19 protein-coding genes and 2 tRNA genes are annotated in these 21,846 nt (G+C 70.7%); 7 read left to right on the top strand and 14 right to left on the bottom strand.

All coding sequences use genetic code 11. The features are described 5' to 3' along the window. Positions 1-243 precede the first annotated feature (243 nt). From def to ACH4RC_RS12310, 8 genes are all read right to left on the bottom strand, one after another. Complete coding sequence (gene def, locus ACH4RC_RS12345; protein ID WP_398198786.1) at positions 244-894, bottom strand: peptide deformylase; 651 nt, start codon at positions 892-894, stop codon at positions 244-246. Between the two features lie 123 nt (positions 895-1,017). Next, positions 1,018-1,998 (bottom strand): tetratricopeptide repeat protein, encoded by a 981-nt coding sequence (locus ACH4RC_RS12340; protein WP_398198784.1) that lies wholly within the window; start codon positions 1,996-1,998, stop codon positions 1,018-1,020. 96 nt (positions 1,999-2,094) lie between these two features. Continuing rightward, positions 2,095-3,324 carry an HD-GYP domain-containing protein gene (locus ACH4RC_RS12335; protein ID WP_398198783.1) on the bottom strand — a complete coding sequence of 410 codons (1,230 nt, stop codon included), beginning with the start codon at positions 3,322-3,324 and terminating at the stop codon, positions 2,095-2,097. A gap of 26 nt (positions 3,325-3,350) precedes the next feature. Beyond that, positions 3,351-4,691: an HD-GYP domain-containing protein gene (locus ACH4RC_RS12330; RefSeq protein WP_398198780.1), complete on the bottom strand. Its 1,341-nt coding sequence runs from the start codon at positions 4,689-4,691 to the stop codon at positions 3,351-3,353. A gap of 220 nt (positions 4,692-4,911) precedes the next feature. Then, the gene (rsrA, locus tag ACH4RC_RS12325) at positions 4,912-5,214 is read right to left on the bottom strand and encodes a mycothiol system anti-sigma-R factor (RefSeq protein WP_398198777.1); all 303 of its coding nucleotides are present in this window, start codon (positions 5,212-5,214) and stop codon (positions 4,912-4,914) included. Further along, the gene (gene sigR, locus ACH4RC_RS12320; protein WP_398199191.1) at positions 5,211-5,885 is read right to left on the bottom strand and encodes an RNA polymerase sigma factor SigR; all 675 of its coding nucleotides are present in this window, start codon (positions 5,883-5,885) and stop codon (positions 5,211-5,213) included. The genes rsrA and sigR overlap by 4 nt, the downstream gene beginning before the upstream one ends. Before the next feature lie 239 nt (positions 5,886-6,124). Continuing rightward, entirely contained in the window at positions 6,125-6,760 is a 636-nt protein-coding gene (locus tag ACH4RC_RS12315; RefSeq protein ID WP_398198774.1) for an alpha/beta family hydrolase, read from the bottom strand. Between the two features lie 194 nt (positions 6,761-6,954). Further along, positions 6,955-7,770: an SOS response-associated peptidase gene (locus ACH4RC_RS12310; protein WP_398199188.1), complete on the bottom strand. Its 816-nt coding sequence runs from the start codon at positions 7,768-7,770 to the stop codon at positions 6,955-6,957. A gap of 66 nt (positions 7,771-7,836) precedes the next feature. On the opposite strand from ACH4RC_RS12310, the gene ACH4RC_RS12305 reads away from it, so the two are divergent. The 4 genes from ACH4RC_RS12305 (at position 7,837) to ACH4RC_RS12290 (ending at position 11,402) form a co-directional block, all read left to right on the top strand. Next, positions 7,837-8,538 (top strand): M50 family metallopeptidase, encoded by a 702-nt coding sequence (locus ACH4RC_RS12305; protein ID WP_398198772.1) that lies wholly within the window; start codon positions 7,837-7,839, stop codon positions 8,536-8,538. Between the two features lie 36 nt (positions 8,539-8,574). Next, entirely contained in the window at positions 8,575-9,927 is a 1,353-nt protein-coding gene (aroA, locus tag ACH4RC_RS12300) for a 3-phosphoshikimate 1-carboxyvinyltransferase (RefSeq protein WP_398198770.1), read from the top strand. A gap of 13 nt (positions 9,928-9,940) precedes the next feature. After that, positions 9,941-10,951 (top strand): ribosome small subunit-dependent GTPase A, encoded by a 1,011-nt coding sequence (gene rsgA, locus ACH4RC_RS12295; protein WP_398198767.1) that lies wholly within the window; start codon positions 9,941-9,943, stop codon positions 10,949-10,951. 127 nt (positions 10,952-11,078) lie between these two features. Continuing rightward, entirely contained in the window at positions 11,079-11,402 is a 324-nt protein-coding gene (locus ACH4RC_RS12290; protein WP_398198764.1) for a DMT family transporter, read from the top strand. Between the two features lie 13 nt (positions 11,403-11,415). On the opposite strand, the gene ACH4RC_RS12285 is transcribed toward ACH4RC_RS12290, so the two are convergent. After that, the gene (locus ACH4RC_RS12285; RefSeq protein ID WP_398198762.1) at positions 11,416-12,012 is read right to left on the bottom strand and encodes a TetR/AcrR family transcriptional regulator; all 597 of its coding nucleotides are present in this window, start codon (positions 12,010-12,012) and stop codon (positions 11,416-11,418) included. 179 nt (positions 12,013-12,191) lie between these two features. Here ACH4RC_RS12285 and hisN point away from each other — a divergent pair, with 179 nt between their 5' ends. Together hisN and ACH4RC_RS12275 are read left to right on the top strand one after the other, a co-directional pair. Then, on the top strand, positions 12,192-12,989 hold the full coding sequence (gene hisN / locus ACH4RC_RS12280; protein ID WP_398198759.1) for a histidinol-phosphatase: 798 nt from the start codon (positions 12,192-12,194) through the stop codon (positions 12,987-12,989). Positions 12,990-13,150: 161 nt separating this feature from the next. Then, positions 13,151-13,552: a cyclic nucleotide-binding/CBS domain-containing protein gene (locus ACH4RC_RS12275; RefSeq protein WP_398198756.1), complete on the top strand. Its 402-nt coding sequence runs from the start codon at positions 13,151-13,153 to the stop codon at positions 13,550-13,552. A gap of 55 nt (positions 13,553-13,607) precedes the next feature. Here the strand turns inward: ACH4RC_RS12275 and katG are convergent, their stop codons facing one another. Next, entirely contained in the window at positions 13,608-15,824 is a 2,217-nt protein-coding gene (gene katG / locus ACH4RC_RS12270; protein WP_398198755.1) for a catalase/peroxidase HPI, read from the bottom strand. Between the two features lie 135 nt (positions 15,825-15,959). On the opposite strand from katG, the gene ACH4RC_RS12265 reads away from it, so the two are divergent. Further along, on the top strand, positions 15,960-16,373 hold the full coding sequence (locus ACH4RC_RS12265) for a Fur family transcriptional regulator (protein WP_394430618.1): 414 nt from the start codon (positions 15,960-15,962) through the stop codon (positions 16,371-16,373). A gap of 134 nt (positions 16,374-16,507) precedes the next feature. Here ACH4RC_RS12265 and ACH4RC_RS12260 read toward each other — a convergent pair. The 4 genes from ACH4RC_RS12260 to ACH4RC_RS12245 all read right to left on the bottom strand — a co-directional run bounded on the left by ACH4RC_RS12260 (position 16,508) and on the right by ACH4RC_RS12245 (position 21,759). Next, a tRNA-Met gene (locus ACH4RC_RS12260) sits at positions 16,508-16,581 on the bottom strand. A 66-nt stretch (positions 16,582-16,647) separates the two neighbouring features. Continuing rightward, positions 16,648-18,465 carry a tetratricopeptide repeat protein gene (locus tag ACH4RC_RS12255; RefSeq protein WP_398198752.1) on the bottom strand — a complete coding sequence of 606 codons (1,818 nt, stop codon included), beginning with the start codon at positions 18,463-18,465 and terminating at the stop codon, positions 16,648-16,650. Between the two features lie 239 nt (positions 18,466-18,704). After that, a tRNA-Met gene (locus tag ACH4RC_RS12250) sits at positions 18,705-18,778 on the bottom strand. 44 nt (positions 18,779-18,822) lie between these two features. Continuing rightward, positions 18,823-21,759: a UPF0182 family protein gene (locus ACH4RC_RS12245; RefSeq protein ID WP_398199185.1), complete on the bottom strand. Its 2,937-nt coding sequence runs from the start codon at positions 21,757-21,759 to the stop codon at positions 18,823-18,825. Positions 21,760-21,846: the final 87 nt, after the last annotated feature.

The raw sequence follows: 21,846 nt of genomic DNA, 5'->3' as shown, positions 1-21,846 counted from the left end.
GTTGCGTATCCCCGCGCTTTCTATTCAGCACTACAAGTGACCGTTCTGGGAATGGATTTGCTCCCCTCACTACCCCCAGTCGCCGGAATCGTCCCCTTACATGTCTGAATATGGGTCACGATCGGCCGGTCCTGTTCGCACACCCGGGCGTACGAATGTGAGCACGGGTGCACACAAGAGCGGCGCCCGGCTCGGAAACATCCGTACCGGGCGCCGCTCGGCGCTCAACTGACCTGTTGTGTCTCAGCTGTTGGGGACCACAGGGTAGCGCGGGGTCCCCTCCTCCATCTGCTTCAGAGCGTTCTTGCGCTCCCGCTTCGACAGGCGGTCGATGTAGAGGTAGCCGTACAGGTGATCCGTCTCGTGCTGGAGGCAGCGCGCGAAGTATCCGGTGCCGCGCACCGTGATGGGGTTGCCCTTCTCGTCCTGCCCCGTCACCACCGCGTAGTCGGGGCGCGCGAGCTCGGCGTACGCCGTCGGCACGGACAGGCATCCCTCGTTGGAGTCGTCGAGCCGGCGCTGGTCCGCGGGCAGCTCACGCAGGACCGGGTTGCAGACGACGCCGGTGTGGCGCACACCCTCGTCGTCCGGGCAGTCGTAGACGAAGACCTTGCGGTCGACCCCGATCTGGTTGGCGGCGAGACCGACGCCCTCGGCGGTGCGCTGGCTGGCGAACATGTCGTCGACCAGAGCGGCAAGCTCGGCGTCGAACTCGGTCACGTCCTTGCACTCCTTGTGCAGGACGGGGTTGCCGACGACGGTGATCGGCCGCGACGTCCCCCGCTCCCGGTAGGCCGCCTCGCGCGCCTCGCACTCCTCGGTGTCGATGACGAAGCCCTCGTCGTCCACGGGGAGCACGCCCGCGCGCTGCTGATCGGTGTCCTGCTGGGCCATGACCGAGGTAAGCCTTCCTGGGAAACTGGGTGTACTCACAACAGGGTACGGGGAAGGAGCGCCCCGCCAGGGGCACGGGGACGGCGCGACCAGCCACGACGAACCGGCACCCGGCAACGCGCCCTAACAGACCTCTTCGAGGTCCCGCCAGTCACGCGAGTCGGGCGAGTCCGCGACCCACCCGTCCAGCAACCCCCGGACCAGTGAAGCCGGCGCAGCCACCCCGCATTCGCGCTCGGGCACCCACAACTGCCCGTCCGTCCGATGCCCCAGCGGCCCGGGATGCCCCGGCTCACTGTGGTCGTGCGGATCGAGATGCTGCCCGTCGCCCTCGTCGGACGGCATCCGCGACTCGGAGCACATCCGGCACAGCAGCCGCACCGACGACGACCAGTCCTCCGCCGCGAACCCGGCGTCGGCCGCGAGCCGCTCGAGCGCGTCCCGGTCGGACTCGGTGGCGGCCTCCAGGAGCACGACCCAGGTCGGCACCGGCGAGGGCGCCCACAGCTCGATCTCGTCGAAGACGGGGTACGAGTGCCCGGCCGCGGTGGTCCGCTCCCCGTGCGGCACGCCGTCGTGGAGCACGACCTCGCCCCAGCGCCGCCCGGAGGAGGGCAGCGGAATGGAGAGCACCTCGATCCGCGCGGGGTCGAGCCTGCGCCCCCACACGACCTCGGCCTCACCCTCGGGCGAGAGCCGGACGGCGGCGCTGCCCAGGTCCATCCCGGTCGGCTCACCCGCGGCGGCGGCGCCCCCGGGCACCTTGAGCCCGTACGCCTGCCAGGCCCGCCGGGCCAGCGGCCAGTCCTGGAGGGCGGTCGCGGCGATGCCCACGTTCCACCAGTCGGGGGCGCCGCTCTCGCGCTCGAGCAGGGCGACGGCGCGCAGGCCGGTCGTGCGTGCCTGCTCCCAGTCGTGCCGGAACTTGTGCAGCAGCGCGAGGTTGAACCAGGACTCGGACAGCCAGGGCTCCAGATCGGCGGCGCGCGTCAGGAGCGCCCCCGCGTCCTCGTACCGACCGTCGCCGATCAGCGTGAACGCACGATCTGTGGCCTGCCGCCATGAGGCGGAGGGCCGGTGTCGTCCCTTGCCGAAGATCCTCACGATTCCCGCCTGCCGATATTCGAGGCCCGTGCCCCCGGACACCCTCTTCTTCGCATCCAACCACGTACGGTCGGACGCTCGCTCATTACCCATGGGTTACCCAGCCGACCCCCGACTCAGACCGGAGTGCGCCACCACCCTGGCCAGCGCCTCCACGACCTCGGACGAGTAGTCCCGGCCCGTGCCGAGACGCAGCCGCTCCAGGGCCGCGAGCGGACCTTGGGGGCCCTCTTCCCTGGCCATCTCGTCGTACGCGTTCGCTGTCCGCACAATCCGTGCGGTCAGCGGCTGTTCACGGTACGGGTCGGCCTGCCGCTCCACCACCACGGCGACCTGGGCGTCCACGCCCGTCTGCCGTACGACGGCGCCGCCGAGCAGGGCGATGCGCCGCTGCTGGGCGCCGGGCAGCGCCGCTGTCGCCCCCTGCGCGACCGGGTCGAGGAGCGAGAGCTGTCCGATGTCGTGCATCAGGGCCGCGTACTCCAGAACGGTCAGGTCCGGCTCGGAGAGCCCCAGCTCTCGCCCGACGGACCGGCTGAGCGCGGCGACCCGGAGGGCGTGCCCGTGCGGGGTGTACCCGGCGATCTCGGTGGCGCGGGCGAGGGAGGCGATGGTCTGCCGGTACGTGGCCCGCACGGCGGCGTAGCGCCGGAACGCCAGCTGGGTGAGGAGCAGCGGAAGGCTGATGACGGGCAGCGCCCACAGTCCGGCCACGGCGACGGCGAGCGCCATGACGGCCCCGGTCGCGCAGACGGCGGAGCCGATGCCGAGCATGGCCCGCAGTTCGTCGCGGAGCAGCGGTCCGAACGGCCAGCGCGTGCGCGCGTGCGCGATGGCGGCGGCGAGCACGGCGTCGCACAGCGCGGTGAGCGCCAGCAGCCCGGCGACGAGCACCGCGTAGTACGCCCCGCCGCCGACCCACCGCTGGACGACCCCTTCGTTGTAGAGCGGCTGGAAGCACACGGCGGCGAAAGCGACGCTCAGCACGCGCCGCGCCATGTGGTCGAGCGAGGGCCCCTGCCCCCTGGCGACGTGCGGAACGCAGCCGAGCAGCGTGCCCGCGACGGTGATGGCGACGACCTGCGCCACCCCGTGCTGGGAGGGCTGCCCGCCCGCCTGTCCGAGCAGCGCGTACGCGAGCGCCCCGGCGGTGCCCAGCGGCGCGGGCTCCCGGTCCCCGCCCCCGCCCCACCGCGCCAGTTCCCCAACGACGATGAGCAGCCCGAAGGCGAGCGCGACCCCGGGCCGGTCGAGCCCGTGCCGGGCGGTCGCCCCGAGGGCGAGCAGCGTGACAAGGCCCGCGGCCACGTAGAGGCCGGCCACCATGGGCGGACGCGCGGGGCCGGTCCCCCTCACCGGGAGGCCGCCCCCGGCGCGGCCACGCCCTCGCGGCGGGCGGCGGGGACCGTGCCCTCGTCGGCGGTGACCACGGGGTGCCAGCCTTCCCTCCCCAGCACATCGGCCAGCGCCCGCACCATCACCGGATCGAACTGCGACCCGGCGCATCGTTCCAGCTCCGCCAGCGCGACCGCGACGGGCCGCGCCCGCGAGTACGTACGCGTGGAGGTCATGGCGTCGAAGGCGTCGGCCACCGCCACCACGCGCGCGAACTCGGGGATCTGCGCCCCGGCGAGCCCGTACGGGTACCCGCTGCCGTCGAGCCGCTCGTGGTGGTGGAGGATCGCGGCGCGCGCCTCCCCCAGGAACCCGATGCCGCGCACGATCTCGTGCCCGTACTCGGGATGCAGCTGGATGATCTCCCGCTCCTCGGGCGTGAGGGGCCCGTCCTTCCTCAGCAGCCGGGTCGGCACCCCGAGCTTGCCCACGTCGTGCAGGATCCCGGCGAACCGCAGGATCTCCACGCGCTCGTCGGCCATCCCCAGCTCGCGGGCGATCATCATGGACGCCTGCCCGACGCGTTCGCTGTGCCCGCGCGTGTAGCCGTCCTTGATGTCGACGGCTTGGACGAGCGCCCGGATGGTGGCCTGGTGGGCGGCGCTCTCACGCTGGTACTGGGCCAGCACCCAGCAGGAGATGTACATGGGCAACAGCACGAGCAGCGCGGCCACGGCCCCGTACGGGCTGGCCCACAGGACGGCCATGAGCAGCCCGGCGAGCCCATGCACGCCGACGGGCGCGAGGGACCGCAGAAAGAGCCCACGCCAGGCGGCCGACACGGGGACGCGCTCGGCAAGGGCGAGGACGGCGCCGTCGAGCACAGTAAGTACTGCGCAGAAAACGAGAACACCGGCGGCGGCGGGCCCGAGCGCGTACGCGAGACGCCCCCCGGAGACGGCGTCCGGCCCACCGAGAACCCCGAACACCCGAGCGGCCGCCCAGATGCCGAGCACGAGCTGCGATCCCCGCCACAGTCGCCGCAGGGCGACGGGCCGCTGGTCGACGCGGGCGAGGAGGGCCCCGGGCACGACGACGAGGGCGGCAGCCGACGCAGGCAGCAGAAACGCTCCTGCGAGGAGCACGGGAAAGAAGGTCCCCATACCTCTGGGAGCCCGCCGCCCGAGAACCCGGCACCGCCCGATCTGCTCACAGCCCGCGAAGACGCACGCGAGCAGCGCGACAACGCCCCAAGCGGTGCCATGGATGTCATGGAGGAGAACGGTCGAGACGCACCCGAGAGCCCCACCACCGGCCGCCAGCACGAACACACGGGCCACCGGCGGTACCGACCGCATGCCCACCCCTCCCCGTGTGAAGACCGATTCAGGGAGGATAGGACGCGCGCGGGACCGTCAGAGCGGCTCAGGGGCCGGGATTAGCACGTTCGAGTGAATGAAGTGACGCATGAACCGAACTCCCGCGCAAAGCACGGGAGTTCACGCCACTCGGGCACGGGAGTTCACGCCGCTCGGTCACGGGAGCGGTCGCCATGGGGCACGCGCCACGGGGCACGCCTCAACCGAGCGAGGTGCCCTCTTCGGAAGCGGGCCGCGCAGCGGGCTGCCCGGACCGGATGAGGTCGATGCGCCCCATGACCTTGGCCCGCAGGTCGGCGGGGACGTCGTCATGCCCGCAGCACCGCTTGACCAGCTTCTTCACGGCCTGCTCCAAGCCGTACTTCTCCAGGCAGGGGGAGCACTCCTCGAAGTGCACCTCGAACTTGGTGCAGTCGGAGTCCGGCATCTCTCGGTCAAGAAACTCATAGAGATGGTCGAGGACCTCACTGCAGTCCGTCTCGTGCGGCTCTCCGCAGCTCATGAGCCCGAGCCTTTCGCTTCGTTCGACTCTCCGGCGCCGGCCGGGACGAGCCCGCGGTCACGGGCGTAGTCCTCGAGCATGCCGCGCAGCTGGCGACGCCCCCTGTGCAGCCGAGACATCACCGTACCGATGGGTGTTCCCATGATGTCCGCGATCTCCTTGTACGCAAAGCCCTCTACGTCGGCGAGATAGACCGCGATGCGGAATTCCTCGGGGATCGCCTGCAGGGCCCGCTTCACATCGGAGTCGGGCAGGTGATCGAGCGCCTGCGACTCGGCCGAGCGCAGACCGGTGGACATGTGCGACTCGGCACGCGCCAGCTGCCAGTCCTCGATCTCCTCAGCGGCGCTGCGCTGGGGCTCGCGCTGCTTCTTGCGGTACGAGTTGATGAAGGTGTTCGTCAGGATCCGGTACAGCCAGGCCTTGAGGTTGGTCCCCTCGCGGAACTGGTGGAAGGACGCGTACGCCTTGGCGTACGTCTCCTGCACCAGGTCCTCGGCGTCCGCCGGATTGCGCGTCATGCGCAGCGCGGCCGAGTACATCTGGTCGAGGAACTCCAGAGCGTCCCGCTCGAAGCGAGCGCTGCGCTCGGCGGCGCTCTCCGCGGGCTCCGGGCGCTCGTCCGCCTGGCCGTGCTCGGTCCCTGCGTCGGTCCCTGTGACCGGACCCACCTCCTCCGAAGACTTGGCGAGACCCGGGAAGGTCCCACCCGAATCGGAGGATAGACGACGATCCGGTCCGCCCGCCGCCCGAATAGGAGCGGTCTTCGCCGCACTCAGCACGCTCCACTCCAGCTCAGGAGTGGTGGCGCGGCCCGGGCAGATGGTCGAACCCATGCGGCGGACTTCCTCTCGTACGCAGTGTCACCGACGTTCCCGACAACACGCGCCCCGCACGGGACATTCCCGCGCTACAGAAGTGACGGAACCCACGCGACGACACCACCGGTGATGACGGACAAGGTCTCCGTCTCCCCGACCGGCGCCCGCTTGGGAACGGCGAACCCATGATCGGCGCAGGGAACTTCGACCAGCCGGAACCCGCCCGCCGCCGGGAACTCCCCGGGCCTGCCGAACGGATCATTACCCCCCTGGACGACCAGCGTGGGCACCCCGGCCCCCAGCAGCTCGTCGGCCCGGGACTTCTCGGGCCTGCCGGGCGGATGCAACGGAAAACTCAACGCGAGCACAGCGACGGCCCCCAGCTCACCCGCGGTCCGGCAGGCGACCCGGGCCCCGGCGCTCCTGCCCCCGGCGATCACCGCAAGTCCGTCCTTGGCGAGCGCGGGCCAGAGGTCACGCCACCCCGCATCAAGCGTCTTGGGAGCGGGAGCGACTTTCTTCCCGGCGACCCGCCAGGGCTGCTCGACCAGAGCGACGCTGACACCGTGCCCTGGCAGCACCCGCGCCAGTGCCTGCAAGTCCCGCGCCTCGATGCCACCTCCGGCCCCATGACCGACGGCCAGCACGAACTCGGGGTCCTCCGCCTCGTGCCAAGTGACACGAGCATCACCCACACCAGTGGAAACGGTCTCCGTACGATTCACGCCTTCATGGTGACTCAGAAGCCCCACCCTCCCGCACACGCACGACAACGGGAGGGGACGTGTCGGTGTGCCCCCGCAGGACTCTCCTGGAACCCGGCACCGGACGCCGCGCCTATGGCGCGCAGCGGGCCGGGAAGCCCCATCCGGCCGAGGAGGTACACCGGCACGGCCCCGCCCCACGTGAACACGGGGCGTCAGAACAGAGTGACTTCCTCGGGCCTGTCGATCTCCTTCACCAGCTCGGCCCCGTTGTTACGCACATTGCTGACAGCGGTGGACACCGGGTAGGCCCGCATGAGCCCTTCCGGCGGCGGAGCGAGCAGCGCCCGCACGCCCTCCACATCACTCGCCCCGGGATCCAGCCACGCGCCCCACCGGTCAGGCGTGAGCATCAACGGCATACGCGGATGAATGTCGGCCAGCGACCGCGGCCCGCCCTCCGGAGCGACCCCGAGCGGAGCGACCTCCGCCTCGGTGGTGATCACCGAGCACGTGACCCGCCACGCCAGCGGATGCTCATCCGGCAGCGTCCGGTCCCGCCAGAACTCGTACAGCCCGGCCATGGCGAAGACACCCCCATCGGCGGGCGTCACGAAGTACGGCTGCTTGCGAGGCCGCTTCCGCTTCCCCTCGACCTCGAGCTCCCGCTCCTGCTCCCCGGTGACCCACTCGTAATACCCGTCGGCGGGAAGAATGCAGCGCCGAGCAGCGAAGGCCCGCCGGTACGACGGCTTCTCGTGCACCGTCTCGGCCCGCGCGTTGATCATCCGGGCGGCACCCTCGGGCGTCCTGGCCCAGGACGGCACAAGACCCCACCTCAGTTTGCGCAGCTGGCGAACCGGACGCGGATCGTCGGCGTCTTTCACGGGGCGGTCGAGAACGGCGTAGACCTCCTTGGTGGGCGCCACGTTGTAGTCGGGCTCATAGCCCTCCTCCGGCTCCCACTTCTCGATCTCGAAGATTGCTGCGAGATCCTCGGGCCCACGACTCGACGCATACCGTCCGCACATACGTGCCACAGTGCCAGAGCACTGCGCGCAGCCGCCAGAAGTCACCGAACGGGAGCCGAACCCTCGATGGACACCACCCTCTGGAACCGCCTCACCGGTACCCAGCCCGACCCCGACCAGTGGGTGGTCATAGCCACCGGCGTCATCGCGCTGGCCGCGGTGACCCCGCACGCCGTCTGGCGCCTCTCCCGCAACGCCATCACCATCGCCCACGAGGGCGGCCACGGCCTCATCGCCCTTCTGATGGGCCGCAGGCTGGACGGTATCCGCCTGCACTCGGACACCAGCGGCCTGACGGTGAGCCGAGGCAAGCCGACCGGCCTGGGCATGATCCTGACGGCGGCGGCCGGCTACACGGCCCCGCCCCTCCTGGGCCTGGGCGGCGCGGCCCTCCTGGCGACGGGCCGCATCACCCTCCTCCTGTGGCTGGCGACAGCGCTGCTCCTCGCGATGCTGCTGATGATCAGAAACGCGTACGGCGCACTGACGGTCGTGCTGACCGGCGGCGCCTTCCTCCTGATCTCATGGCTGACCGGCCCCCAGATGCAGGCGGCGTTCGCCTACGCGGCGGCCTGGTTCCTGCTCCTGGGCGGCGTCCGCCCCGCGTTCGAACTGCAGAGCAAGCGCCGCAGGGGCGGCGCGGGCGACTCGGACGCGGATCAGCTCTCCCGCCTCACGCACGTCCCCGCGGGAATGTGGCTCTTTTTCTTCCACGCCGTAGCACTGTGCTCACTGCTCGGCGGAGGCCGCTGGCTGCTCAACCTCTGAACAGGTGACCCGGTCCGGGCCCACTAAAGTGGGGGCATGACCACGCACCCCGCGCCCACCGCCCTCTGGCCCGCCCCCGTCGCGAGCGGAGCCGTCGACGCGACCGTCGCGGTGCCGGGGTCGAAATCCGTCACCAACCGTGCCCTCGTCCTGGCCGCGCTCGCCGCCGAGCCGGGCTGGCTGCGCCGCCCGCTGCGCTCGCGCGACACCCTGCTGATGGCGGGCGCCCTGCGCGAGATGGGCGTCGGCATCGAGGAGGGCGTGGGTCCGGACGGTTCGGGCGAGGCGTGGCGCGTCATCCCGTCGGGCCTGCACGGCCCGGCCACGGTCGACGTGGGCAACGCGGGCACGGTCATGCGCTTCCTGCCGCCGGTCGCGGCGCTCGCCGACGGCCCGATCCGGTTCGACGGCGATGCCCGTTCGTACGAGCGTCCGCTGCACGGCGTGATCGACGCGCTGCGCACGCTCGGCGCCCGCATCGACGACGACAACCGCGGCGCGCTCCCCCTGACGGTGCACGGCGGCGGGGCGCTCGACGGCGGCCCGGTGGAGATCGACGCGTCGTCGTCGTCCCAGTTCGTGTCCGCGCTGCTGCTGTCGGCGCCGCGCTTCAACCAGGGTGTGGAGGTCCGCCACACCGGCTCCACGCTCCCCTCGATGCCACACATCCGGATGACGGTCGACATGCTGCGGGCGGTCGGCGCGCAGGTCGACACCCCGGAGTCGGGCGGCGAGCCGAATGTCTGGCGGGTCACGCCGGGCGCGCTGCTCGGCCGGGACATCGTCATCGAGCCGGACCTGTCGAACGCGCAGCCGTTCCTGGCGGCGGCCCTGGTCACGGGTGGCCGGGTGACGATCCCGGACTGGCCGGCACAGACCACGCAGCCCGGCGACGCGCTGCGCGAGATCTTCACGCGGATGGGCGGTTCCTGCGAACTGACCGAACGAGGTCTGGTCTTCACGGGCTCGGGCTCGGTCCACGGCATCGACGTGAACCTCGGCGAGGTCGGCGAGCTGACCCCGGGTATCGCGGCGGTCGCGGCCCTGGCCGACAGCCCGTCCACGCTCAGCGGCGTGGCGCACCTGCGCCTGCACGAGACGGACCGCCTGGCCGCGCTCACCAAGGAGATCAACGAGTTGGGCGGTGACGTCACCGAGACGGCCGACGGCCTGCACATCCGCCCGCGCCGCCTGCACGGCGGGATCTTCCACACGTACGACGACCACCGCATGGCGACGGCGGGCACGATCATCGGCCTGGCGGTGGACGGCGTACAGATCGAGAACGTGGCGACGACGGCGAAGACGCTGCCGGACTTCCCCGCCATGTGGACCGGAATGCTCGGGGTGCCCGGGACATCCGGGACGTCCGAGGCGGACCGGCCGTAGGGAACGCGGAACGATGCGCCGCTACGGCAAGAACACCGACGAGGACGACATCCGCCAGCGCCCCAACCGCAAGGGGAACAGGCCGCGGACGAACATCAGGCCGAAGCACGAGGACGCGGCGGAGGGCATGATCCTCACCGTCGACCGGGGCCGCCTCACCGTCCTCATCGACGACCGTCCGGTCCACGCGATGAAAGCCCGCGAACTGGGCCGCAAGGCGGCGGTCGTCGGCGACCAGGTGGCCGTCGTCGGCGACCTGTCCGGCAAGAAGGACACACTCGCCCGCATCGTCCGGATCGAGCCCCGCTCGTCGGTCCTGCGCCGTACGGCGGACGACGACGACCCGTACGAGCGGGTGGTCGTCGCCAACGCCGACCAGCTCGCCGTCGTCACGGCCCTGGCCGACCCCGAGCCGCGCCCGCGCATGATCGACCGCTGCCTGGTCGCGGCGTTCGACGGCGGCCTCACCCCGCTCCTCGTGCTGACCAAGTCGGACCTTGCGTCGCCGGACAAGCTCCTGGAGCTGTACGGGGACCTCGACATCCCCTACGTGGTGACCAGCCGCGAGGAGCTGGAGAACGGCTCGGCGGTGGCGCGGGTGCGCGAGCAGCTCGACGGCAAGATCACCGCGTTCGTCGGCCACTCGGGCGTCGGCAAGACGACGCTGGTGAACGCCCTGGTGGCGCAGGACCAGCGGCGTACGACGGGCCATGTCAACGCGGTCACCGGGCGCGGCCGGCACACCACCACGTCGGCGCGGGCCCTGCCGCTGCCGGGCGAGGCCGGCTGGGTGGTCGACACCCCGGGCGTACGCTCGTTCGGCCTGCACCACGTGGACCCGTCGCGGGTCATCCACGCCTTCCCCGACCTGGAGCCGGGCACGGAGAACTGCCCGCGCGCGTGCAGCCACGACGAGCCGGACTGCGCCCTGGACGCCTGGGTGGCGGAGGGCCACGCGGATCCGGCGCGCCTGTACTCGCTGCGCCGTCTGCTGGCCACCCGCGAGCGGCGCGAGGGCGACTGACCTCTGTCTTGTTTGCTGCCCCCAAGCCTTGGTGAAGGCATAATCACACCAAGCCGGACGCAAGATCGAAACCGTACGTATTTCAGTCGGGATCATCGGGATCAGCGGAGCACGGGAGGCACATCACATGGCGTGGCTGCTGGTCATCGTCGCGGGCTTTCTGGAGACGGGGTTCGCCGTCTGTCTGAAGCTCTCGCACGGCTTCACCCGGCTGTGGCCGACGATCGCCTTCGCATCCTTCGCGCTCGGCAGCTTCGGCCTGCTCACGCTGTCCCTGAAGAAGCTCGACGTGGGTCCGGCGTACGCGGTGTGGACGGGTATCGGCGCGGCGGGCACCGCGATCTACGGAATGATCTTCCTGGGCGACGTGGTCTCCACGCTCAAGATCGTCTCGATCAGCCTGGTGATCGCGGGCGTGATCGGCCTGCAGCTGTCGGGCTCGGCGCAGTGATCCTCACGGGCCGTCAGGCGTGCGCGCGCCCCTGACGGATCGTCTCCCGCACAAGCCGCGTGACCCCGCCCTCCCCCGGCGGCACCATGACGCACGACAGGGCGAGCCGCACCGCCAGTTCGCAGTCGCGCGCGAGCGCCTCCCCCTCCGCCTTGGCGGCGCCCGCCGAGCCCAGCGCGGCGAGCGTCCGGTCCCGTACGAGGCCGAGGAGATCTGCGGGGGCGGGCAGCGGCCCGTCCGCGCGGCGCTGCGCGGGCACGGCCGACGAGGACGGCACCGCGGACAGGGTCGGCGAGGGCAGCCGCTCGCTCCAGCAGCCGGTGAGCGCGGCGCGCACCAGCGGATTGCGCCGGGCGCTCGCCACCGTCCACTCGGCGACCGTGTCGAGGCCGCCCTCCTTCAGGGCCCGGTCGACGCCCGCGAGATAGGCGTCGGCCTCGCGCCGCACGAGGGCGCGGGCGAGCCCCTCCTTGCTGCCGAACTCGTTGTAGAGGGTCTGCCGGGAGACCCCGGCGACCGCCGCCACGTCCACCATGCGCACCCCGGACCACGGGCGGCGCGCGAGGGCCGTGTACGCCGCGTCCAACAGGGATTCCCGTGCTGCAGGCATCGTCGCCTCCCCGGGCCGCCGTCGTCAGAACGGCTTGTTCCGCCAGAGTTGACGGGTCCGACCGCCCTGTCAATAGCGTGCACGCGGACCCGTACGCGCCCTCGTACACGCCCCTGCCGCGCCCCACGCGGGCGGAGGCCGTGTGGCTCTCGGGCGACCTCGATCGATACTGTGCAGTCATGCCCGACTACCACGATGATCTGCGTCTCGCCCACGTCCTCGCGGACGCCGCCGACGCCGCGACGATGGACCGGTTCAAGGCCCTCGACCTGAAGGTGGAGACCAAGCCGGACATGACGCCGGTCAGCGAGGCCGACAAGTCCGCCGAGGAGCTGATCCGGGGTCACCTCAAGCGCGGCAGGCCGCGGGACGCGATCCTCGGCGAGGAGTACGGCGTCGAGGGCACCGGGCCGCGCCGCTGGGTCATCGACCCGATCGACGGCACCAAGAACTACGTGCGCGGCGTCCCCGTATGGGCGACGCTCATCTCGCTGATGGAGGCGGGCGAGGGCGGCTACCAGCCGGTCGTCGGCGTGGTCTCCGCGCCCGCGCTCGGCCGGCGCTGGTGGGCGGCGAAGGGCGCGGGCGCGTACACCGGCCGCAGCCTGACCTCCGCGACCCGGCTGCACGTGTCCAAGGTGGGCCGGATGGCCGACGCCTCCTTCGCGTACTCCTCGCTGACGGGCTGGGAGGAGCAGGGCCGCCTGCCCGGGTTCCTGGACCTGACCCGGACGGTGTGGCGCACGCGCGGGTACGGCGACTTCTGGCCCTACATGATGGTGGCCGAGGGCTCGGTCGACCTGTGCGCGGAGCCGGAGCTGTCGCTGTGGGACATGGCGGCGCCCGCGATCGTGGTGACCGAGGCGGGCGGCACGTTCACCGGCCTGGACGGGCGTCCGGGACCGCACAGCGGCAACGCGGCGGCGTCGAACGGGCTGCTGCACGACGAGATGCTGAGCTATCTGACCGGGCGCTGAGCGCGCCCCTCAACTCGCCTCGCGCGCCCTCTTGTTGGCACTCCCTTTACCTGTAACTCTGAGAGTCCCCCCACTTGTGAACTTGTGAATCGTTTCTCGTACCCGGCCGTGACCGGGGCGGTGCGGGTCCACAGGTGCCTCCAAGGAAGGTGGCTCCATCCATGCTCGTCCGCGACGCCATGAGCACGATGGTCCTCACCATCGGTCCCAACCACACCCTGCGCCAGGCGGCCCGGCTGATGTCGGCGCGCCGCGTCGGCGCGGCCGTCGTCCTCGACCCCGACGGCTCCGGCATCGGCATCCTGACCGAGCGCGACATCCTCAACTCGCTGGCCACCAACCAGGACCCGGACCGTGAGACGGCCGGCACCCACACCACCACCGACGTCGTCTTCGCCACCCCGGGGTGGACCCTGGAGCAGGCGGCGGACGCGATGACGCACGGCGGCTTCCGCCACCTCATCGTGCTCGACGGCGGTGAGCCCGTCGGTATCGTCTCGGTCCGCGACATCACGCGTTGCTGGACACCGGCGAGGCGGAAGGCGCCGACGCTGGCGGTGTAGTGCGAGAAGGGCCGGCTCCCCTCGGGGAACCGGCCCTTGTTCCTACGGGGTCGGGTCAGACCAGGTCGAACCGGTCCAGGTCCATGACCTTGCTCCACGCCGCGACGAAGTCCCGCGCGAACTTCTCCTTGGCGTCGTCGCTCGCGTAGACCTCGGCCACCGCGCGCAGCTCGGAGTTGGAGCCGAAGACGAGGTCGGCACGGGTGCCGGTCCACTTGACGGCACCGCTCGCGTCCCGGCCCTCGAACTCGTCCTGCGCCGAGGACGTCGACTTCCACGTCGTGCCCATGTCGAGCAGGTTGACGTAGTAGTCGTTGCTCAGGATGCCCGGCCGCTCGGTGAGCACGCCGTGCTTCGACTTGCCGGTGTTGGCGCCGAGGACGCGCAGGCCGCCGACGAGGACGGTCATCTCGGGGGTGGACAGCGTCAGCAGGTTCGCCTTGTCGAGCAGCAGGTACTCGGCCGGGAGACGGTTGCCCTTGCCGACGTGGTTGCGGAAGCCGTCGGCGGCCGGTTCGAGCGCGGCGAACGACTCGATGTCCGTCTGCTCCTGCGTGGCGTCCACGCGGCCCGGCGAGAAGGGCACCTCGATGTCGAAGCCGCCGTCCTTGGCCGCCTTCTCGACGGCCGCGGAGCCCGCGAGCACGATGAGGTCGGCGAGGGAGACCTGGCGGCCGCCCTTGGCGTTGAAGGACTCCTGGACGCCTTCGAGCGTACGGAGCACCTGCGCCAGGTCGTCCGGGTTGTTGACCGCCCAATTGCGCTGCGGCTCCAGGCGGACGCGACCGCCGTTGGCGCCACCGCGCTTGTCGCTGCCGCGGAAGGAGGAGGCGGACGCCCAGGCGGCCGAGACCAGCTGCGCGACCGTCAGGTCCGAGGCGAGGACCTGCTCCTTGAGGGCGGCGATGTCCGCGGCGTCGATGACCTCACCGGTGCGCGCGGGCAGCGGGTCCTGCCAGAGCAGCTCCTCGGCGGGGACCTCCGGGCCGAGGTAGCGCACGACCGGGCCCATGTCGCGGTGGGTCAGCTTGTACCAGGCGCGGGCGAAGGCGTCCGCGAACTCCTCGGGGTTCTCGTGGAAGCGGCGCGAGATCGGCTCGTAGATCGGGTCGAAGCGCAGCGACAGGTCGGTCGTCAGCATCGTCGGAAGCTGCTTCTGCGACGCGTCGTGCGCGAGCGGCACGGTCGCCTCGGCGTCCTTCGCGACCCACTGGTTGGCACCGGCGGGGCTCTGGGTCAGCTCCCATTCGAAGCCGAAGAGGTAGTCGAAGAACTCGTTGTCCCACCTGGTCGGGTTGCTGGTCCAGGTCACTTCGAGGCCACTGGTGATGGCGTCGCCGCCCTTGCCGGTGCCGTGGCTGCTGGCCCAGCCGAGGCCCTGCGCCTCGATCGGGGCGGCCTCGGGGTCGGGCCCGACAGCATCCGCGGGTCCGTTGCCGTGCGTCTTGCCGAAGGTGTGGCCACCGGCGATGAGCGCGACGGTCTCCTCGTCGTTCATCGCCATCCGGCGGAACGTCTCACGGATGTCGCGGGCTGCGGCGATCGGGTCCGGGTTGCCGTTGGGGCCCTCCGGGTTCACGTAGATGAGGCCCATCTGCACCGCGCCGAGCGGGCTCTCCAGCTCACGGTCGCCGGTGTAGCGCTCGTCACCGAGCCAGGTGGTCTCGGGGCCCCAGTAGACGTCCTCCTCGGACTCCCACACGTCGGGGCGGCCGCCGGCGAAGCCGAAGGTCTTGAGGCCCATCGTCTCCAGGGCCACGTTGCCGGTGAGGATCAGCAGGTCGGCCCAGGAGATGGACTGGCCGTACTTCTGCTTGACCGGCCACAGCAGCCGGCGGGCCTTGTCCAGGTTGCCGTTGTCGGGCCAGCTGTTGAGCGGCGCGAACCGCTGCTGACCGGCGCCCGCGCCACCGCGGCCGTCGCTGATCCGGTACGTGCCGGCGCTGTGCCAGGCCATCCGGATCATGAGCGGGCCGTAGTTGCCGAAGTCGGCGGGCCACCAGTCCTGCGAGGTGGTCAGCACCTCGGCGATGTCACGCTTGACGGCCTGGAGGTCCAGGGCGTTGAACGCCGCCGTGTAGTCGAAGTCCGCGCCGAGCGGATTCGCCACCGCCGGGTTCTTGGCGAGGATCTTCAGATTGAGGCGCTCGGGCCACCACTGCGTGTTGCCGCCGCCCTGGGTCGGGTGCTTGGCACGGCCGTGCGCGACCGGGCAGCCACCCGTCTCCTCCGTTTTCGCGTCCGTGACGATTGCTTCGTGATTCTCGGTCATGCGAAACCTTCCGGAGTGTCCTGTCGCTTGGCCTCAGCCAATCAGTGATCCTACAATGGACACTGTCTAAGTCAAGGAAAGCTCCAAAGTCACATTCATTCGGGATCTTGTCCCCTTGCTGTTAGGCTGGTTGTCATGAGTGACCTCCTGGAACGACTGCGCGGGCGCGGCTGGCGCATGACCGCGCAGCGACGTGTCGTGGCCGAGGTCCTCGAAGGAGAGCACGTCCATCTGACCGCCGACGAGGTCCATGCCCGCGCGGTCGCGAAGCTCCCCGAGATCTCCCGGGCCACGGTCTACAACACGCTGGGCGAGATGGTCTCCCTCGGTGAGGTCATCGAGGTGGCCACCGACAAGCGGGCGAAGCGGTACGACCCGAACGCGCACCGTCCGCACCAGCACCTGGTCTGCGCCCAGTGCGGCCAGATCCGCGACGTCCACCCGACGGGCAACCCCCTGACGGCCCTTCCCGACTCGGAGCGCTTCGGCTTCACGATCTCGGACGTAGAGGTCACGTACCGGGGCGTCTGCCCGAACTGCGCGTCGTAGTCGGCACAGAACGCGAGAGGGCCCGCATCGACTGATGCGGGCCTTTTGCGTGCGGCTGTCCGTAGCGCCTCAGGAAACGACTCGGAAAACGCCTCAGGGCCGGAATCCTTGGATTCCGGCCCTGAGACCTTGAGTAGCGGGGACAGGATTTGAACCTGCGACCTCTGGGTTATGAGCCCAGCGAGCTACCGAGCTGCTCCACCCCGCGCCGTTGAATGCAACTCTACGGTACGCCCCCGACCAGCGCAAATCCGTTCCGCCATCCCCCGCGCGGCTACGCCGACAGCTCCTGGCGCAACGCGTCCCGCAGCCGCCCGGCCCGCTCGGCGACCTCCGCCGGGCCCAGCTCCACCGCCCGGGTGGCCCACTTCTGTCCCTCCACGAGGTCGCCGCGGCGCGCGCGCAGCAGGGCGAGCCGGAGCGCGGCCCGGCCGTGCCCGGCGTCGGCGGCCCGTGTCCACCACAGGGCGGCCTCCGGCTCGCTGCCCTCGCGGGCGAGCAGCAGGCCGAGGTTGAACGCGCCGTTGCGCGAGCCCGCCTCCGCGGCCTGCCGGTACCAACGGGCCGCCTCGACCACGTCACCGCGCACGGCGGCGAGCATGCCGACGCGCACCTGGGCGCGCCGGTGCCCGTGCTCGGCGGCCCGCTCGTACCACTCCTCGCACTCGCTCTTCTCGGTGACCGGCTCGCCCAGCTCGTGCCGGGGGGCGGGCGGGCGGCGCACGTCGAGCAGCTGGGCGAGCCGGTAGGCGGCCTCGGGGCTGCCGCCGCCCGCGGCGCACCGCAGGTGCCGTTCGGCGCTCGGCTCGTCGCCCTCGCGCAGGCGCGCGATGCCGGCCTGGAGCGCGGCCTCGGTGTGGCCGCCGGCGGCGGCGCGCTCGTACCAGCGCAGGGCCTGCTGGTCGGCGTCCGGCTCGTCCCGGCCCGCGTACAGGATGCCGAGGTTGAAGGCGGCGTCGACGCTGCCCGCCTCGGCCGCCTTGGAGAACCAGGGCTCGGCGCCGACCGCGTCACCGTTCTGCAGGAGCAGCACGGCCAGCGCGTTGGCCGCCTCGCGGTGGCCCGCGTAGGCGGCACGGCGGTACCAGCTCTCGGCCTGTGCGGTGCGCTTCTGCTCGGCGCAGAGCAGGCCGAGGTTGTACGCGCCGTTGTTGTCGCCCGCGTCCATCGCGGCGCGGTACCAGCGCTCGGCGGTCTGGGTCTCGCCACGCTGGGCGTGCAGGGCGCCCAGCGCGTTCGCCGCGTTGCCGTCGCCGTCCTGGGCCGCGCGCAGCCACCACACGGCGGCGCTCTCCTCGTCCCCGGCGTCGCGCAGCAGGAAGGCGAGGGCGCACGCGGCGCGCGGCTCGCCGTCCTTGGCGGACGTCAGGTACCAGCGGCCCGCCTCCTTCAGCTCGCCGCGCTTCTCCAGGATCGAGCCGAGGTGCAGCGCGGCGCGGCGGTGCCCTTTGGCGGCGGCCTGCCGGTACCACTGCTCGGCCTCGGCGGCGGGCTGCTTGTTCTCGTCGGTGACCAGGACGTCCTCGGGGCCGAGCCGGGCGGCCTGCCGGTCGAGGGCGCGGGCGAGGCGGTACGCGGCCTCGCGGTGCCCGCGCTGGGCGGCGACCCGCATCCAGCGCTCGGCGCCGACGTCGCTGCGGTGCTCCAGGAGGTCGGCGAGGGCGTAGGCGCCGAGCGTGTGGCCCTGCTCGGCGGACTGGCGCAGCCAGTACTCGGCGCCGGGCTCGTCGCCGCGCTCGCGGAAGTGGCGGCCGAGCGCGTGCGCGGCGGCGGCCGAACCGGCGACGGCGGCGACCCGCCACCATCCCGCCGCCTCGTCCGGGTAGCCGCGCTGGTGCAGCAGGACGCCCAGGTTGTTGGCGGCGGCGCGGTCGCCCTCGCCCGTGGCGCCGCGCAGCAGGGGCTCGGCTCCGTCGAGATCACCGCGGCGCAGCAGCATGGCGCCGAGGACGCTCATCGCCTCGGCGTCGCCGGCCTCCGCGGCCGGCCGCCGGCGTGCTTCTTCCGCCGCCTCGCCGGATTCGTCCCGGTCGGAAGGCTGCACAAACCGCCCTGTATCCAACAGAGTTGCCTTGTCCCCCATAACGTCCATCGTCGCACCACCCGCAACCCGGGTACACCTGGTATACCGCAGCCATTGAGGTCACTTCAGCGTTTTGTCGACATGCCCACAGGGCGACAAGTGAAACACAATTCGCCGAACTGTCCCCGGGCGGAGCAGTGTTCGTATCGTCTTGATACAGAGTCCGCACATGCCTGTGGCTCGTGACGCCCGGGGCCTCGACGCACCGAAGGCCCGGAAGCTGATGCTTCCGAGCCTTCGATCATCAGTAGCGGGGACAGGATTTGAACCTGCGACCTCTGGGTTATGAGCCCAGCGAGCTACCGAGCTGCTCCACCCCGCGCCGTTGTGTTCAAACCGTACCACGGCGCGGGGGCGGCAACAGAATCAGCCACTGCCACCGGTCTTCCCGGTGTCCTTGTCGCTGTCGGCCTTGTCGCCCGCCTTGGAGTCGTCGGCCTTGGAACCGTCGGCCTTGGCGTCCTTGTCGGCCTGCGTCTGCGCCTTGTCAGCGCGCTGCAGAGCCTCCTGGAGCTTCTCCTGGGCCTCGCCGTACGCGGCCCAGTCGTTCTCCTTGAGCGCCTTCTGGCCGTCCTCGAAGGCCTTCCCGGCGTCGGCGAGTGCTTCCTTGACGGTGGAGTTCGCCGGTGGCTTGGTCGTGTCCCCACCGGGTTTCTCCGGCTCCGCCGGTTGCGCCCCGTCCACCTCGAAGGCCTGGTTGAGCGCCTCCGGCAGGGAGTCGGCGAAGCCCATCCGGTCGCCGTAGGAGACCGCGACCTTGCGCATCAGCGGGTACTCGGCGTTACGGCCTTGTGCGTAGATGGGCTCGACATAGAGGAAGCCCTTGTCGAGCGGCACTGTCAGCAGATTGCCGTACAGGACCGTCGAGTCGGCGCCCTTCATGTCGCGCACCCAGTTCGCCACGGGGTTCGAGGAGTTGAGCTTGTTCTGCACCTGCTCAGGTCCGTAGACCTTGTCCTCGGTGACTCTCAGGAGCCTTATGGTCCCGTAGTCCTTACTGGTGGCGTCGGCGTCGACCGCCATGAAGGCCCGCAGGTTCGGCCGCCCGCTGGGCGTGAACGTCGTCGTCAGCGAGAACTGCTGGCTGGTCTGGCCCGGCATCTTCATGGACAGGTAGTACGGCGGGACCGCGCTGTTGTCCTTCTTCGTCGGGTCGTTGGGGACCTGCCAGGCGTCGGACGCGTTGTAGAACTGCGCCGGGTTGGTCACGTGGTACAGGCTGAGCAGCTCGCGCTGGACCTTGAACATGTCCTGCGGGTAGCGCAGGTGCTCCTTCAGGTCCGCCGGGATGGCGCTCTTCGCCTCGACCGTGCCGGGGAACGCCTTCTTCCAGGTCTTCAGGACCGGGTCGTCGTCGTCCCACGTGTAGAGCTTGACCTCGCCCGTGTACGCGTCGACGGTCGCCTTCACCGAGTTGCGGATGTAGTTGACCTGGTTCTGCTGGGCGACCACCGCGCGCTGGTTGTCCCCCTCGTTGAGGGAGTCGGCGGTCGTGTCGCCGAGCGTCGTCCGGGACGCGTACGGATAGCCGTTCGACGTCGTGTAGGCGTCGACGATCCACTTGATCTTCCCGTCGACGACGGTCGGATAGGCGTCGCCGTCGATGGTCAGCCACGGCGCGACGGCCTCGACCCGCTCCTTGGGCGTGCGGTTGTACAGGATGCGCGAACCCTCGCCGATGGCGCCCGAGTAGAGGATCTGCGGCTCGCTGAAGGCCACCGCGTACGCCGCGCGGTTGATCGGGTTGGAGAGGTTGATGCCGCTCTTGCCCGTGTAGCTCGTGGTCTTCTGCGTGCCGTCGTCCTGCTCGTAGTCCAGCTCCTTCTGCGGCCCGCCGACGATCGAGTACTGCGTCGTCTTCTCGCCGTAGTAGATGCGCTGGTTGTAGTCGCCCAGGTCACCGGTGGTCGGCAGGCCCGACTCGGTGAACTGCGGGGCGCCCTGGGCCGTCGACGTGCCCTTCGCGGTCACGGCGCCGTAGCCGTGGGTGTACACGAAGTGGTCGTTGATCCAGTTGCGCTTGTCGAGCTTGCCGAGGTTCAGCTCGCGCAGGCCGACGACCGTGTCCACGCCGTTGTACCGGTCCACGTCCAGGGTGGTCGGGAACTGGTAGTACTTCCGCTGCTGTTCGAGCTGCTGGAAGGTGGGCGACACGATGTTCGGGTCGTTCAGGCGGTAGCTGGCGGCCGAGTCGGAGTCCGTGCGCTGCTGCTTGCTGTCGGTCCCGCTCTTGCCGCTGTAGTCGACCGGGTCCGCCTTGTCGATCCCGTACGCCTTGCGGGTCGCCTCGATGTTCTTCTCGATGTACGGGGCTTCCTTGGACTGCTCGTTCGGCTGGACCTGGAACTTCTGGACGATGGCCGGGTACAGGCCGCCGATCAGGATCGCCGAGAGCACCATCAGGCCGAAGCCGATGACCGGCAGCTGCCAGGTACGGCGCCACAAGGTCGCGAAGAAGAGCACCGCGCAGATGACGGCGATGCAGAACAGGATCGTCTTCGCCGGCAGGTACGCGTTCGCGTCGACGTAGCGCAGGCCCGTCCAGTTGTTGGTCGCCTTGAAGTCGCTGGACTTCACGGTGAGCCCGTACCGGTCGAGCCAGTACGCGACGGCCTTCAAGGTCACGAACACACCGAGCAGGACGGAGAGATGCCCCGTCGCGGCGGCGGTGGCGCGCGCGCCCGGGCTGGTCACGCGCAGCCCGCCGTACAGGTAGTGCGTCAGCGCGGCGGCGACCAGGCCGATGACGGTGGCCGCGAAGCCGAAGCCGAGGAGGAAGCGGTACCAGGGCAGGTCGAACGCGTAGAAGGACACGTCCAGGTGGAACTGGGGGTCCTTCTGGTGGAACGGCACCCCGTTGACGAACATCAGCCATGTGCGCCACTGGCCCGCGGCCGAGGCGCCCGCGATGAGGCCCACCAGGGCCGTGATGCCGAGCAGCAGCCACTTCTTGAAGGGCGCGATGCCCATGCGGTAGCGGTCGAGGCTCTGCTGCTCCATCGACATGGCGCTCAGCGGCGGGCGCAGCCGGTGCGCCAGCCAGATGTTCACGCCGACGGCCAGCGCCATGAGCAGACCGAAGACGAAGAAGAGTCCGATCTTCGTCCACAGCGTCGTCGTGAAGACGGACGAGTAGTTGACCGATCGGTACCAGAGCCAGTCCGTCCAGAATCCGGCGAACATGACGAAGGCCATGCCGAGCACGGCCAGGACGCCCAGCGTCAGCAGCAGCGTCCGGGCCCGCCGCGACGGGCGGCCCATTCTGATCCGCGGCCCCGTCGGGCCTCCGCCGCGGTCCGGCATCTGGAAAGCCAAGGTGCGCACCTCGAAGTTGAGTAATCGATCGGCCGGGCCCCCGAGATCGAGAACCCATCACCTATGCAACTTACT

The organism is Streptomyces sp. NPDC016845 (assembly GCF_044332585.1).
Taxonomy (GTDB): domain Bacteria; phylum Actinomycetota; class Actinomycetes; order Streptomycetales; family Streptomycetaceae; genus Streptomyces.
The sequence above is the reverse complement of the archived record's forward strand: the minus strand, read 5'-3'. Positions and strand labels throughout refer to the sequence as shown.